Genomic DNA, 14,191 nt, shown 5'->3' with positions numbered 1-14,191 from the left:
ATCCCCAAAAACGTTGTGTGCCAACCCTGCATCGTGAACCTCAAAAGTGGGAGGCCACCATACCCGTTTACAAAGCGAACAGGAAAGTCAATGAAATCAACGGTCTACCCAGACCACCCCCGCGCCAGTGCTAGCTTTGCGTACCGTCACTTATTGCACTGAAAACGAGGAGACCCCCATTGGCAGCCTCGATCAAGAGAGTACAGCGGGCATCACCGCGACGCGGCTGTGGAGTGTGATGCGACGCTTTTTCACAAAGGTCGCCGAAGTCATTGAGAAGGACAGCCCGGCCACGGCCGAGAAACTGCGCCGTGCCAGCCCACATTGGATGCGCCACACCCATGCTACGCATGCATTGGCGCGCGGGGCCGAATTGACCACCGTGCGCGACAACCTGCGGCACGCATCGATTTCGACGACCTCAATCTACCTGCACGGCGACGAGGTTAAGCGGGCGCGGGAGATGGGGGAGGCTTTCGCAGCCCGGCGATCTTGACGGGTCGCAGCGTCAGGCGAACTGCAGCTCGATCTTACCGGCACGCCGCCGTACTGGACCGACCACGATCTTCACGTCATGCCCCAGCTTGGCCACCAGTTCCAGCAGCTTCGCCTCGCTGACCCCGCGAAACTGGCCGCGCGTGATGCGGGAGATCTTGGACTGATCGATTTCCAGCAGCGCGGCGGCTCCCTGTTGCGTCAGGCGTCGCGCCTTGATGGCGCGGGCAATCTCAGCCGCGAGCTGCGACTTGCGCTGCATTTCCGCAGCGTCGGCATAGCCCAGGTCCGCGTAGACGTTGGTGCTGCCTTCTTCGATGGTGATGTGGCTGTTCTGGCTCATCGCTTTACTCCTTGCTTTGCTTGCCAAGCCTCAAAATCCTGCACCGCAGCCTTCAGCCGTGCCTTGATCAGGTCCAGGTCCTCCTTCGGCGTCTTGATGCCGCTCTTGGACTTCTTCTGAAAACAGTGCAGCACATAGACCCAGCCCGCGAACTTGACCGTGTAGACCGCCCGGAACGTGTCGCTCCGGAAATCCTCGACCACTTCCAAAACCGCGGCGGAACCAAACCCGCTCAGCGCCTTGGCGTCCGGGTGCTTGCCACCGGCTTGCGCCAGGTCGATCGCATGGCCGAACACGTCTTGGACGTCCTCGGGCATTCCGTCCAGATCCCGCTTGGCCGAGCCGACCCATTTGAGCGGTTTGCGCGGCTGGGTGGACATTAGTGGTGATTATGCCAATTTAGGCATAGACCGTCAAACCGAACTGAGCCCGGTGGGACGATGGCGGTGACATCTGATGAAAGGGAGCCGCAACCCTCAAAGCGCACCAATCTGCACGCAAAGGACGGCGCGCCGGAAATTCAGATATTCACAAGTGGTTGTTTTTGAAAGAACTTTTTTCGCGAAGCGCACCAATTTGCACGGAAAGTACGATCACCCCTTCACGGCCTTCACGCTGGACCAGCTCAACCTGCCGAGCCTGCAGGCCGCGGGCGTGAAGGGCGTGCTTGGCTCGGAAACAGCCGACTTCTGGGCGGCGGACCTGGACAACGCCGAGAACAAGCGCTTCGTCAAGGAATTCAATGCCAAGTACGGCCGCCTGCCGTCGAACTACGCCGCGACGTCCTACGACATGGTCACGCAGCTGAAGGCCGCCGTGGACGAACTGGGCGGCAACACCAAGGAAGCCGCGAAGCTGAGCGCGGCGCTGCGCAAGGCGGCCTACCGGTCCGTTCGCGGGGTCCAGTACCGGATCGGAAAGAACGGCTTCCCGGTCGACCGGTTCGTCGCGGTCGAAGTCGATGGAAGCGGACCCGTCTGGAGCCTCAAGTCCAAGGAGGTCGTGCTCGAGGGCACGGCCGATCCGCACCTGGCGGCTTGTCCGCTGTAGGCGAGAGGCGGCCGTGCCCGGTCGGGTGGCGCCGCCGCGCGGCGCGCCCCCGCAAGGGCCGCCCGTGTCCACCCCGTTTGTTCAGAAAGAGGATCCGAGCCACCATGTCGCAGTCAACTTCGCTGCCGAATCACGAGATGGGCGCCCGCAGCTACGGCCTGCACATTGCCGGCGAGGCCGTCGCGGCCGAGCCGGGACGTACCTTCGAGTCCTTCAACCCCACGACCGGGCGGCGCTGGGGCGACTTCGCCATCGCCGGCGCCGACCAGGTGGACCGGGCGGTGACGGCGGCCGCCAAGGCATTCCGCGGCCCCTGGTCCCGCATGTCCGCGACCGAGCGCGGCCGGCTGCTGATGCGCTGGGGCGACGCGATCGCGGAGAACGCGATGCACATCGGCGCGCTCGAGGCGACGCAGAACGGCAAGCTGGCCTCGGAGATGCAGACCCAGGCGCGCATCGTGCGCGACTGGCTCTGCTACTTCGGCGGCATGGCCGACAAGATCGAGGGCGCGGTCATTCCGGTCGCGCAGACGTCGGTGCTCAACTACACGCTCAAGGAGCCCCTGGGCGTGGTGGCCGTCATCGTGCCCTGGAACTCTCCGACGCTGCTGATGATCGAGTCGGCCGCGCCCGCGCTCGCCGCGGGCAACACCATCGTCGTCAAGCCCAGCGAGGTGACGTCGGCCTCGGCGATCGAGATCGCCCGGCTGGCGGAAAGCGTCGGCATCCCCCCCGGCGTCCTCAACGTCGTGACGGGGCTGAGGGAAACCGGGGAGGCGCTCGTCGGACACCCGCAGGTCCGCAAGATCTCCTTCATCGGCAGCACGGACGTGGGACGGGCCATCGCCGCCGAGGCGGGCAGGAAGCTCGTCCCGTGCACGCTCGAGCTGGGCGGCAAGAGCCCGAACATCGTCTTCGAGGACGCCGACATCGACCGCGCGGAAATCGGGGTGCTGGCCGGGATCTTCGCGGCGGCGGGCCAGACCTGCGTGGCGGGCTCGCGCGCCTACATCCACCGCCGCATCTACGACGAACTGGTCTCCCGCCTGGTGCGGCGGGCGGGCCGGATCGCGGTCGGCGACCCGCTGGCGCAGGCCACCCAGATGGGGCCCGTCGCGAGCAAGGCCCAGCTGGACAAGGACCAGGCCATCGTGCGCGAGGCCGTGGCCGCAGGGGCCAGCGTGCTCTGCGGGGGCGAACGCCTGGCGGTGCCAGGCTTCGACGGCGGCTACTTCTTCGCGCCCACGATCCTGGGCGGGGCGGATGCGGCCAATCCGGTGATCTGCAAGGAGGTCTTCGGGCCGGTCCTCGCGGTCATGCCCTTCGAAGACGACGACGAGGTCCTCGCCCTGGCCAACGATTCGGAGTTCGGGCTGGCCGCGGGGGTGTGGACCAAGGACTTCCGGCGCGCGCACCTGATGGCGCGGCGGCTCGAGGCGGGAACGGTCTGGCTCAACACCTACCGCACGCTGGCCTTCAATTCGCCCTTCGGCGGCTACAAGTCCAGCGGAATCGGGCGCGTCAACGGCACCGAGGCCGTGAACCACTACCTGCAGACCAAGAGCGTCTGGTGCGAGCTCGGCGACGAGGTGCGCGACCCGTTCGCCTTCAAGGCCTAGGCACCCTCCCGGCCGCACAGCCACAGATCCATCGCATAGGAGCCACGATGAGAGGTGTCGTATTTCCCGGGAACCGCAAGATCGAGTACCTCGAGGTGCCGGACCCGACGCCCGGGCCGCTGGACGTCGTCATCGAGATGAAGGCGTCCGGCATGTGCGGCACCGACCTGCAGAACTACCGCAGGCCGCTGGACCAGCCTGCCTACATGCCATCGCTGATCGGCCGCCCGCCCATCGCCGGCCACGAGCCCGCGGGCATCGTCTGCGCGGTCGGTTCGGCCGTGCCGGCGCAGCTCGCGCGGGTCGGGCAGCGGGTCATGGTGCACCACTACCAGGGCTGCAACGCCTGCGCGCACTGCCGCACCGGCTGGCAGCAGCTGTGCCGCAACGTCCAGCCGATGGTGCGCGTGTACGGCAACAACGACGACGGCGGCCACGCGCCCTACCTGAAGGTGCCGGCGAACACCGTGGTCACGCTGCCGGATTCGCTGAGCTTCGAGGCCGGCGCGGCGATCGCCTGCGGAACCGGCACCGCCTACCAGGCGCTGCGGCGCATGCACCTGTCCGCGGCAGACACCATCGCCATCTTCGGGCAGGGGCCCGTCGGCCTGTCGGCCACGCAGTTCGCGCGGGCCATGAATGCGCGCGTCATCGCCATCGACACGAACGAGCAGCGGCTCGAGCACGCACGCCGACTGGGCGCCGACGTGGCCTTCGCCCCGTCGGGCGACGGCGATGTCGCAGAAGCCATCCTGGAGCTGACCGGCGGGCAGGGCGTCGACAAGTCGCTGGAGACCTCGGGGGCGGCATCCGCGCGCAGCGCGGCCATCCGTGCGGCCAAGACCTGGGGGACCTGCTGCTTCGTCGGCGAGGGCGGCGAGGTGCGCATCAACGTCAGTCCGGAGCTGCTGCGCCGCCAGATGACGGTCATGGGGTCGTGGACGTTCTCGACGACCGGCCAGGCCGAGTGCGCCGCCTTCGTCGCCGCCAAGGGGCTCGACGTCGGCCAGCTGTACACCCACCGCTGGACGCTGGACCGGGCCGAGGAGGCCTACCGGCTGTTCGACCAGGGCGTGGGCGGCAAGGGCGTGTTCCTGCTCTGATGGCGGCGGGGCGCCGGTACCGGGGGCGTATGCGGGCCACGGCCCGGCGCACGGGCCCGTCCGGTCGCCGGCATGCGCGCCGACGCGACGCGGTCCCGGCTCAGGCCTCCAGCGGCCGCTCGCTGAAGCGCATCGAGAAGTCGACGGCCGTCACGTCCTTGATCAGCGCGCCCACGGAGATGCGGTCGACGCCGGTCTCCGCGTAGGCCCGCAGCGTCTCGAAGGTGACGCCGCCGGAGACCTCCAGGCTGCAGCGGCCCTGGGCCAGCCGCACCGCTTCACGGACGGTCTCCAGGGGCATGTTGTCCAGCAGCACCATGTCCACGCCCGCGTCGAGCGCTTCCTGCAACTGCCGCAGCGTCTCGACCTCCACCTGGATGAAGGCCACGCGGCCCTTGAGCGCCTGCGCCGCGCGGAACGCGGCCGTCAGGCCGCCCGCTGCCGCGATGTGGTTCTCCTTGATCAGGACGGCGTCGTACAGGCCCATCCGGTGGTTCTGGCCGCCGCCGCAGCGCACGGCGTACTTTTGCGCGGCGCGCAGGCCGGGGATGGTCTTGCGCGTATCTAGGACGGCCGCGCGCGTGCCTTCGACCACCTTGACATAGCGGGCGGTCTTGGTCGCCACGCCGCTGAGCGTCTGCAGGAAATTCAGGCAGGTGCGCTCCGCGGTGAGGAGCTCGCGCGCCACGCCTTCGATCACCACGACGGCCTGCCCGGGCACGCAGGTGCCGCCATCGGGTACGCGCCAGTCGGCCCGCGCCGTCGGCGCCAGGCGGTGCAGTATCTCCTCGACCCAGGGCCGGCCGCAGACGACCGCCGCCTGGCGGCACGTGATGGTGGCCGTGGCGCGGGCGGTCGCCGGGACCAGTTCCGCGGTCAGGTCTCCCGGGCCGACATCCTCGTCCAAGGCACGCTCGACGTCCTGGTGCACCTGCTTCAGAAACTCTCTCTCACTCACGTTCAATCCTTTTTGTTCATCCTGGGGAGGCCGCGTCCCGGCGCGGCCGTGCCGCCTGTGCTTGCGTGGGCCGGCGGAGCGCCAGCCACCGGGGCCACCGGCGCCGGAGCATGGCTTGCGGCCTCACCTCGCTCATGCGCGCGACTGGAGGAGACGTTTGCCCGTCGGCCGAACCGGTGCGCACGCACGCACACGCACCGCCATGCGTACACATCGAGTCCGAGTTTACAAAATTATTAGAGACCAAATGATTCTAGGGAAACCCCGTAGGGAAAACCGTTGCCCGGATCAACGTGTGCCCCTAAAATCATTAGGCGAATAACAAAACGGGGCACCGCCAGACGGTGCCCGCATTCCCCGCCATGAACCCCACTGAAACCTCGGCGCCGATCTGGTCAGACTCGCTACTGCTCGGGCATGCGGCGATCGATGGCGAGCACGAGCAACTGGCCGAGCTGATCGAGCGCATGCGGTGCGCCGCCGCGCCCGAGATGGCGCAGGCGCTGGACGCGGTGCTCCAGCATGCGGCCTCGCACTTCGCGGCCGAGAACGAGTTGATGCGCACGACGGCGTTTCCGCCGCGCGACTGCCACATCAGCGAGCACGAAGCGGTGCTGTCCACGCTGCGCGGCGTGCGTGCCCGCCTGGCGCGCGGGGAGGTCGAGGTGGCCCGCCGCGTGGCGGACGAGCTGGCGGCCTGGTTTCCGCCCCACGTCCAGCACCTCGACTCGGCACTCACCCATTGGCTCTGCAAGCTGCAGCACGGCGCCAAGCCCGTGGTGCTGCGCGTGGGCCGAAAGCCCGAGGCCGCCCTGGCCTGCTAGTTCAACCCCCCTGAAGCAACCACCACTAGAGATGAGATGACATCATGATGACTCACGAAGAGAACGAACTGCTTTGCCGCGTCGAAGGCGACGCCCCGATGGGACGCCTGATGCGCCGCCACTGGATGCCCATCTGCCTCGTGGAAGAGGTGATCGAACCCGACGGCACGCCGGTGAAGGCGCGGGCGTTCGGCGAGGACCTTGTGGTCTTCCGCGACAGCGACGGCCGGGTCGGCGTCATGGATGAGTACTGTCCCCACCGTCGCGCGTCGCTGGTCTACGGCCGCAACGAGGAGGGAGGGCTTCGCTGCCTCTACCACGGCTGGAAGATGGACGTCGACGGGAACGTGCTGGAGATGGCTTCCGAGCCGGCTTCGAGCGGCATGGTCGACAAGGTCAAGCACACCGCGTACCCCACCAAGGAATGGGCTGGCATGGTGTGGGCCTACATGGGGCCCAAGGAGACCATGCCCGAATTCCAGCCGCCGCCGTGGGCGCCGACGGCGGACACGCGGGTGAGCATCGCGAAAGTGCTGCTGCCGTGCAACTGGGCGCAGATCCTCGAGGGTGCCATCGACTCCGCGCACAGCTCCAGCCTTCACTCCTCCGACATGGTTCCTGCGCGCGTGGACGGCGCGAAGGCCACGGACAAGACCTGGCTGCGCCCGTCCACCGACAAGGCGCCGCGCATGCAGGTGCAGCGCACCGGCTTCGGCTTCCGCTATGCCGCGCTGCGCCGCCCGATCACGAACGCCGCGGAGAACGACTACGTGCGCTCGACGGTGTTCGTGGCACCGGCCACGGCCCTGATCCCGCCCAACAACCTCTACAACGTGGCCAACATCAACGTGCCGATGGACGACACGAGCACGGCGTTCTATTTCATCGCCTGGGGCCACCCGTCGCAGACGCCGGAGACCGACACCTGGCGCAAGTTCCTGCGCCAGACGGTGGGTGTCGACCTGGACCAGAACTACCGCCCCCTGCGCAACGAGGCGAACAGGTTCTGGCAGGACCGCAACGCCATGAAGGCCGGCAACTTCACGGGCATCACCGGCTTCCCGAACCAGGACGTGGCGATGTGGCTGACCATGGGCGCCATCGCCGACCGCACGCATGACCGTCTGGGCGCCAGCGACTTGGCGATCGTGGAATTCCGCAAGCAGATGCTCGAGGCCGTGCAAGCCTTCGACCAGGGGGCGCCTGCCATCGGCACCGGCGCCGAGGCGGCCACGCCGGCCGTCTGCTCCTTCCAGGCCATCGTCCCCAAGACGACCGACTGGCGCACCTACGAGACCCGCTATGTCTGGCTGGACGGCGAAAACCGTCCCGAGTTCGAACCCTCCTATTCCGTGAAGTCCTGATCCCGTGAGCAAACTCCAACTCTCCGTCGCCATGGGCGACTACGACCGCACCCGCGCGCTGTTCGACGGCCGCGTTCAGATCGACGGCGTCGATCCCGTGTACATGCTCCTCAATCCCGAGGAGATGTTCTTCCGGGCGATGCGTAGCGTCGATTTCGACATCACCGAGCTCTCGTTCTCCAGCTACCTGGTGAAGCACTCGCGGGGCGAGTGCCCTTACATCGCGCTACCGGTGTTTCTCTCGCGGGCGTTCCGGCACACGTCGATCTACGTGCGCAAGGACCGCATCCGCGAGCCGGCCGACCTGAAGGGCAAGCGCATCGGCTTGCCCGAATACCAGCTCACCGCCAACGTGTGGGCGCGCGCGATCCTGCAGGACGACTTCGGCGTGCGCCCCTCCGACGTGACCTGGGTGCGCGGGGGCATCGAGACGCCGGGGCGGCCCGAGAAGGTCAAGCTGCAGCTGCCGGACGACGTCCGGATCGAGCAGGCGCCCGAGGGGGCGACGATCTCGCAGATGCTCGACCGCGGGGAGATCGATGGCTTCATGGCGCCGCGCCCGCCGAGCCGGTCGGCGCTCGCCAACCCGAACATCGGCTGGCTGTTCGACGACCCGACCGCGGTGGCCAAGGACTACTACCGGCGCACGGGCGTGTTCCCGATCATGCACGTGGCGGCCGTCAGGAAGGAACTCGCCGCCAAGCACCCCTGGCTTCCCGCCGCGCTCGTCAAGGCCTTCACCCAGTCCAAGGCCGCCGCGCTGGAGCTGCTGTCGGACACCTCGGCCACCAAGGTCACGCTGCCCTTCGTCGAGGAGCAGCTGCAGGCTGCCCGCGAGGCGATGGGGGACGACTTCTGGTCGTACGGCGTGGCGGCCTCGGCCAGGACGCTGGAGACCTTCGTGCGGGCCCACTACGAGCAGGGCCTGTCATCGCGCCACGTGCCGGTCAGCGAGCTCTTCCACCCCGCGACCTACGAGACCTACAGCATCTGATCCCGCACCACCCACAACTGGAGACACCCACCATGAAGCACAAGATCCCCGCCTGGCTGGTTGGCCTGGCCTGCATCGCCCAACTCGCATTCGGCTCCCTGGCCCATGCCCAGGCCTATCCGAGCCGCGCCATCAAGCTCGTCGTTCCCTATGCCGCCGGCGGCCTTCCCGACACGGTGGCGCGCATCATCGCCAAGTCGCTGGGCGATACGCTGGGGCAGGCGGTCTACGTCGACAACCGGCCCGGTGCGGGTGGCTCGGTCGCCGCCTCCGCGATCCTGCAGTCCCCGGCTGACGGCTACACGCTGCTGGTGACCGATGGGCCGATGCTGTCGATCACGCCGTTGATCAACAAGAAGATCACCTACGACGCGGCCAACGACTTCGTGCCGATCGCCCTCGTCGGCAAGGCCCCGCTGTTCCTCGCCGTCAACGCGAACGTCAAGGCGAACACGCTGGACGAACTCGTCGCGCTGGCCAAGGCGAAGCCAGGGGGCCTCAACTACGGCTCCGCCGGCAACGGCAGCATCCACCACCTGACGATGGAGGCGATGAATGCAAGCCTGGGCATCTCGATGACGCACATTCCGTTCAGGGGCAGCGCCGTCTCGGTCCCCGCGATGATCGGCGGACAGGTGGACATGGTGTTCGCTTCGCCGCCGTCGCTCATGGGCTTCGTCAAGTCGGGCCAGGCGCGCCTTCTGGCCACCAATTCGACGACGCGTTCCCCGCTGGCACCGCAGATGCCTACCCTGGCGGAAAAGATCCCCGGCTTCGATTTCGCATTCACGGTCGCGGTGTTGGCGAAGACCGGTACGCCGAGCGAGGTCATCTCCAAGGTCAATGCCGAGATCAACAGGATCGTGAAGGTCCCCGAGGTCATCGAGCAGCTGCGCACTGCGGGCGTCGACCCGGCGGGCGGAACGCCCGAACAGCTCGCGCGGGCGCTGCGTGCAGAGAAGGCCCAGGTGACCGACGCCGCCGCGCGGGCGCAGCTGAAGGCCGAGTAGTCGCGCGTCATGACGCTCACCACACCCCAAACCCATTCCGACACGCAGATGCCGTTGCGCGTGGCGCGGATCCTCGACGTGGCGCGCGACATCCGCAGCTTCGAGCTGGTACAGCCCGATGGCAGCGAGCTGCCGCCGTTCACGCCGGGATCGCACGTCAAGGTCCAGGCCCCCAATGGCATGCTGCGCAAGTATTCGCTGTGCAACGATCCCGCGGAGCGCCACCGCTACGTCATCGCCGTCAAGCGCGATCCGGAGGGGCAGGGCGGCTCGCTCTCCATGCACGAGGAACTGCATGAGGGCGATACGCTGCCCACGTCGCTGCCTTCGAATGCCTTCCCGCTGGTCGAGAACGCCAAGGGCTACCTCTTCGTCGCGGGCGGCATCGGCATCACCCCGATCCTGTCCATGATCCGCTCGTTCGGCGAACTGCCGCCGGCACCGTGGAAGCTCATCTACCTGACGCGCTTTCCCGAGACTGCGGCCTTCCGCGAGGAGCTCGGCGCCCCCGAGCTCAAGAGCCGCGTGCGGATCCACCACAGCCACGGGGACCCCGCGCGCGCCTTCGACCTCTGGCCGGTGCTGGAGAAGCCCAACACGGCCCACGTGTACTGCTGCGGCCCGCGCGCGCTGATGGAGGCGGTGCGCGACATGACGGGCCACTGGTCGCCGGCCAACGTGCACTTCGAGAGCTTCAACGAGGGCGGGGGCGTGCGGCCCGACGACAAGCCCTTCTTGGTGAAGCTGGCCAGCTCAGGCGCGGCGTTCGAGGTGCCCGTCGGCAAGTCCATCCTGTCGGTCCTCCACGAGCACGGCTGCAACGCGGCGTCCTCGTGCGAGAGCGGCACCTGCGGCACCTGCCGCACGAAGCTGCTGAGCGGCGAGGCCGACCACCGAGACATGGTGCTGCTGCCCGAGGAGATGGACAGCCAGATCATGATCTGCGTCTCCCGGGCCAAGTCCGACGAACTGGTGATCGACCTGTGAACGCCGGCCGCCCACTTCGACTCGGCGTCGCCGGACTCGGCCGCGCCTTCACGCTCATGCTGCCCACGCTCCAGCGCGACGCGCGCGTGCGGCTGGTGGCGGCCTGCGACCCGCGCGAGCCGGCGCGCGAGCGCTTCGCGAGCGACTTCGATGCGCCGGTGTACCCGGACATCGAGGGCCTGGCGTCCAACCCGGACGTCGAGGCGATCTACATCGCCAGCCCGCACCAGTTCCACGCGGAGCAGGCGCGCATCGCCGCCCGGCACGGCAAGCACGTGCTCGTGGAAAAGCCCATGGCGCTGTCCCTCGGCGACTGCAACGCGATGATCCGGGACTGCCGGGACGCCGGCGTGCACCTCATCGTCGGCCACTGCCACAGCTTCGACACGCCGTACCTGCGCGCGCGCGAGATCGCCCTGGGCGGTGAGTTCGGGCGGGTGCGCATGATCCACGCGCTCAACTACACCGACTTCCTCTACCGGCCGCGGCGTCCCGAGGAGCTGCGCACGGAGGAGGGCGGCGGCGTGGTGTTCAGCCAGGCCGCCCACCAGGTCGACATCGTGCGCCTGCTGGCCGGCACGCGGGTCAGCCGGGTGCGCGCGATCACAGGCGACTGGGACCCCAGGCGCCCGACCCAGGGCGCCTATTCGGCCCTGCTGTGGTTCGAGGGCGGGGCGTTCGCCAGCGTCAGCTACAACGGCTACGGGCACTTCGACTCGGACGAATGGTGCGGCTGGATCGGCGAGATGGGCGCCGAGAAGTCGCCCGAGGCGTACGGCGCCGCGCGCCGCAAGCTGGCGACCGTGGGTTCGCCGGAGGAGGAGGCGCGCCTGAAGGCGGCCGGCACCTATGGCGGGCCCGGCTACGTGCCCGCGTCCGCGGGCGCGCCGCCGGCGTGGCACCAGCATTTCGGGCCGGTCGTGGTGTCCTGCGAGCGCGGCGATATCCGTCCGTTGCCCGACAGCGTCTGCGTGTACGGGGACCTCACGAAGGAGCGGCGGCCGCTGGGCCGGCCCGCGGTGCCCCGCTTCGAGGTCATCGACGAACTGTACGAGGCCGTGGTGAACGGGACCGCGCCGCTGCATGACGGCGAATGGGCGCGCTCCACGCTGGAGGTGTGCCTGGCGCTGCTCGAGTCGGCGGGCTCGGGCAAGGACGTGGAGCTGCTGCGCTGAGGCGGCGCCCTTGCGTGCGCCGTGGCGCTCCGCGTGCAGGCCGTGGCCGGAGAAGGCACCGGCGCGTGCGGGCCGCCGGGGGCGGTCCAGGCGCCACGGCCCGCACCTCGCGGCGGCCCGGATTTCATGGCGCGCCGCGCCAGACCGGGGAGATTCCCATCGATCCAGCCAAAGGGTAGGCCAAGATGCAACCGTCCCACGAGGACCTCAATTTGCTCGTCGTCTTCGAGGCGCTCATGGAGACCCGCAGCGTCTCCAAGGCCGGCGAGCGGCTGCAGCTGAGCCAGCCCTCGATGAGCCACGCGCTGTCGAAGATGCGCAAGGCGTTCGACGACCCCATGTTCGTGCGCGTCAAGAACGAGATGCAGCCGACGGCAAAGGCGCTGGAAGTCGCGGAGCCCATCCGCCAGGCCCTCGAGCTGGCACGCCGCCAGATCTTCTCCAAGGTGGCGCTGGACCTGCGCACCTCGTCGCGCCTGTTCACGATCTGCATGACGGATGTCGGCGAGACCTGCTATCTGCCGATGGTGATCAATGCCGTGCGCAAGCAGGCGCCGTGCGTGCGGCTGCGGACGGTCTCGCCGATCGTGGAGAAGCTGGAGGAGGGGCTGGAATCGGGGGGCGTCGATCTCGCGATCGGGTACTTCCCCGACATTAAGAACGGCGGCGTCTTCCAGCAGCGGCTCCTGCGCAACAGCGGGTTCATGTGCATCACGGGCAACAAGGAATTCGCCGCGCGCGGCGAGCTGGACCTCGCTTCCTTCCAGTCGGCGCTCCACATCGCAGTGCGAACGGAAGGCCGCAGCCAGGAGGTCATCGAGAAGGCCATGGCCGCGATGGGTATCCACCGCAACGTGGTGGCCACGATTCCCCACTACCTCGGCCTGCTGACCATCATCCCGCAGACCGGCCTGACGGCCATCATTCCCATGGACCTCGCCGGCGCGTTCGAGGGCAAGGAAGGCATCGCGGCCCTGCCGCTGCCGTTCGCATCGCCCAGCGTGGAGGTGATCCAGATATGGCACAGGCGCCAGCACGAGGATCCGGCGCACCGCTGGCTGCGGACACTGGTGCGGGACACGCTGCAGAGGCGGGTGCTTGACTAGGAGCGTGCCGTCATGCAGCCGGCCACCTTCCCCACGCGTGCCGCGGGCGGCGCTTCGCTTGTTCCCAGGTCGGCGGGCCAGTCCGCTGGACCGAGCATCCGGGATCGCCCCGGAGGCACCCGGCCGGGCGCAAGCGCCGGGATCCTTTCCGCTTCCAAGAACCATTCAGGAGATACCTCATGAGATTTCGCATGCTGTCGCTCGTCGTCGCGAGCCTGGCCTTGCAGCTGCAGCCGAGCGCCCAGGCGCAGAGCGCCGCCTACCCCACGAAGCCGATCCGCCTGTTCGTGGGCGCGCCGGCCGGCGGCCCCACGGACGTGATCGCCAGGTCGCTCATCCAGCAGATGGGGGATTCGCTGGGGCAGCCCGTAATCGTCGAGAACCGGGGCGGGGCCGCCGGCACGCTCGCGGCCGGCATCGTCGCGAAGTCTCCGGCCGACGGCTACACGCTGATCGTGACGCCCTCGGCGCACGCCTATGCGGCGAGCATGTACGACAAGCTCCCGTTTGATCCCGTGAAGGATTTCCGGCCGGTGGGGCAGATCGGCATGATGCCCCTCGTGGCGATTGCGAACAAGGCCTTCCCGGCGGGGTCGCTGCGCGACCTGGTCGAGCGCGCCAAGGCCCAGCCCACCGCCGTGAACTACGGCTCGAGCGGCACGGGTTCCGCCCATCACCTGGCGGGCGAGCTATTCAAGCTGCGCACGGGCATCCAGATGACGCATGTGCCCTACAAGGGCAGCGCGGGATCCATCACGGACCTCATCGCCGGCCAGATCCAGGTGATCTTCGAGCCGCTCGTGTCGGCGTTGCCGCAGATCCAGGCCGGCCGCGTGAAGGCGCTGGCCGTCATGGGCGAGAAGCGCTCCCCGGCCCTGCCGGACGTGCCGACCCCCGGCGAGGCCGGGCTGCCCGGCGTGGAAGCCAGCGCCTGGTACGGGATCATGGCGCCGGCGGGCACGCCCGACACGGTCGTCGCCAAGCTGACCGCGGCGCTGAACAAGGCCCTGGCCGACCCTTCCACGCGCGCGAGTCTGCAATCGCAGGGCGTCGACGTCACGCCCGGGCCGCCGCAGATGTTCATGGACCTGATCACCAGCGAGATCGCGCGCTGGCGGCCGATCATCCAGGCGGCGGGAATCCGCGCGGAGTAGGCGAGGCGC

Annotated in this window: 14 protein-coding genes and 1 pseudogene; 12 read left to right on the top strand and 3 right to left on the bottom strand. The window is 68.4% G+C overall.

Features of this window, described 5'->3' with window-relative positions:
* Positions 1-163 precede the first annotated feature (163 nt).
* Positions 164-496 (top strand): annotated as a pseudogene (locus AvAM_RS01350) (tyrosine-type recombinase/integrase); the annotation flags it as partial.
* Between the two features lie 12 nt (positions 497-508).
* Here AvAM_RS01350 and AvAM_RS01345 read toward each other — a convergent pair.
* A complete protein-coding gene (locus AvAM_RS01345; protein ID WP_011805135.1) occupies positions 509-838 on the bottom strand; it encodes a helix-turn-helix domain-containing protein in 330 nt (109 codons plus the stop codon).
* A complete protein-coding gene (locus tag AvAM_RS01340) occupies positions 835-1,218 on the bottom strand; it encodes a type II toxin-antitoxin system RelE/ParE family toxin (protein WP_011805136.1) in 384 nt (127 codons plus the stop codon). Before AvAM_RS01340 ends, AvAM_RS01345 begins: the two co-directional genes overlap by 4 nt.
* 154 nt (positions 1,219-1,372) lie before the next feature.
* Here AvAM_RS01340 and AvAM_RS01335 point away from each other — a divergent pair, with 154 nt between their 5' ends.
* From AvAM_RS01335 to AvAM_RS01325, 3 genes are all read left to right on the top strand, one after another.
* Positions 1,373-1,888, top strand: coding sequence for an ABC transporter substrate-binding protein (locus AvAM_RS01335; RefSeq protein WP_227472698.1), 516 nt, complete (start codon positions 1,373-1,375; stop codon positions 1,886-1,888).
* A 104-nt stretch (positions 1,889-1,992) separates the two neighbouring features.
* A complete protein-coding gene (locus AvAM_RS01330) occupies positions 1,993-3,507 on the top strand; it encodes an aldehyde dehydrogenase (protein WP_227472697.1) in 1,515 nt (504 codons plus the stop codon).
* A 47-nt stretch (positions 3,508-3,554) separates the two neighbouring features.
* Positions 3,555-4,610 carry a zinc-binding dehydrogenase gene (locus tag AvAM_RS01325; protein WP_017404448.1) on the top strand — a complete coding sequence of 352 codons (1,056 nt, stop codon included), beginning with the start codon at positions 3,555-3,557 and terminating at the stop codon, positions 4,608-4,610.
* Positions 4,611-4,710: 100 nt separating this feature from the next.
* Here AvAM_RS01325 and nadC read toward each other — a convergent pair whose 3' ends face one another.
* Positions 4,711-5,568, bottom strand: a complete 858-nt coding sequence (gene nadC / locus AvAM_RS01320) for a carboxylating nicotinate-nucleotide diphosphorylase (protein ID WP_103738775.1) — start codon at positions 5,566-5,568, stop codon at positions 4,711-4,713.
* Positions 5,569-5,930: 362 nt separating this feature from the next.
* Between nadC and AvAM_RS01315 the strand changes: the two genes are divergently transcribed.
* The 8 genes from AvAM_RS01315 (at position 5,931) to AvAM_RS01280 (ending at position 14,182) form a co-directional block, all read left to right on the top strand.
* Entirely contained in the window at positions 5,931-6,392 is a 462-nt protein-coding gene (locus AvAM_RS01315) for a bacteriohemerythrin (RefSeq protein ID WP_088167133.1), read from the top strand.
* 44 nt (positions 6,393-6,436) lie between these two features.
* Entirely contained in the window at positions 6,437-7,756 is a 1,320-nt protein-coding gene (locus AvAM_RS01310; RefSeq protein WP_137745378.1) for a Rieske 2Fe-2S domain-containing protein, read from the top strand.
* A gap of 4 nt (positions 7,757-7,760) precedes the next feature.
* Positions 7,761-8,750, top strand: a complete 990-nt coding sequence (locus AvAM_RS01305) for an ABC transporter substrate-binding protein (protein ID WP_026062142.1) — start codon at positions 7,761-7,763, stop codon at positions 8,748-8,750.
* Between the two features lie 32 nt (positions 8,751-8,782).
* Positions 8,783-9,760 (top strand): tripartite tricarboxylate transporter substrate binding protein, encoded by a 978-nt coding sequence (locus AvAM_RS01300; RefSeq protein ID WP_017404443.1) that lies wholly within the window; start codon positions 8,783-8,785, stop codon positions 9,758-9,760.
* Between the two features lie 9 nt (positions 9,761-9,769).
* Complete coding sequence (locus AvAM_RS01295; protein ID WP_017404442.1) at positions 9,770-10,747, top strand: PDR/VanB family oxidoreductase; 978 nt, start codon at positions 9,770-9,772, stop codon at positions 10,745-10,747.
* Positions 10,744-11,922 (top strand): Gfo/Idh/MocA family protein, encoded by a 1,179-nt coding sequence (locus AvAM_RS01290; RefSeq protein ID WP_026062141.1) that lies wholly within the window; start codon positions 10,744-10,746, stop codon positions 11,920-11,922. The genes AvAM_RS01295 and AvAM_RS01290 overlap by 4 nt, the downstream gene beginning before the upstream one ends.
* Before the next feature lie 212 nt (positions 11,923-12,134).
* Positions 12,135-13,028, top strand: coding sequence for a LysR family transcriptional regulator (locus AvAM_RS01285; RefSeq protein ID WP_229883141.1), 894 nt, complete (start codon positions 12,135-12,137; stop codon positions 13,026-13,028).
* A 179-nt stretch (positions 13,029-13,207) separates the two neighbouring features.
* Positions 13,208-14,182: a tripartite tricarboxylate transporter substrate binding protein gene (locus AvAM_RS01280; RefSeq protein ID WP_026062140.1), complete on the top strand. Its 975-nt coding sequence runs from the start codon at positions 13,208-13,210 to the stop codon at positions 14,180-14,182.
* Positions 14,183-14,191 lie beyond the last annotated feature (9 nt).

Origin of the sequence: Acidovorax sp. NB1, from assembly GCF_005405905.1 — a bacterium.
In the GTDB taxonomy this organism is placed as follows: domain Bacteria; phylum Pseudomonadota; class Gammaproteobacteria; order Burkholderiales; family Burkholderiaceae_C; genus Acidovorax.
This window is presented reverse-complemented; position numbering and strand designations above follow the sequence as displayed.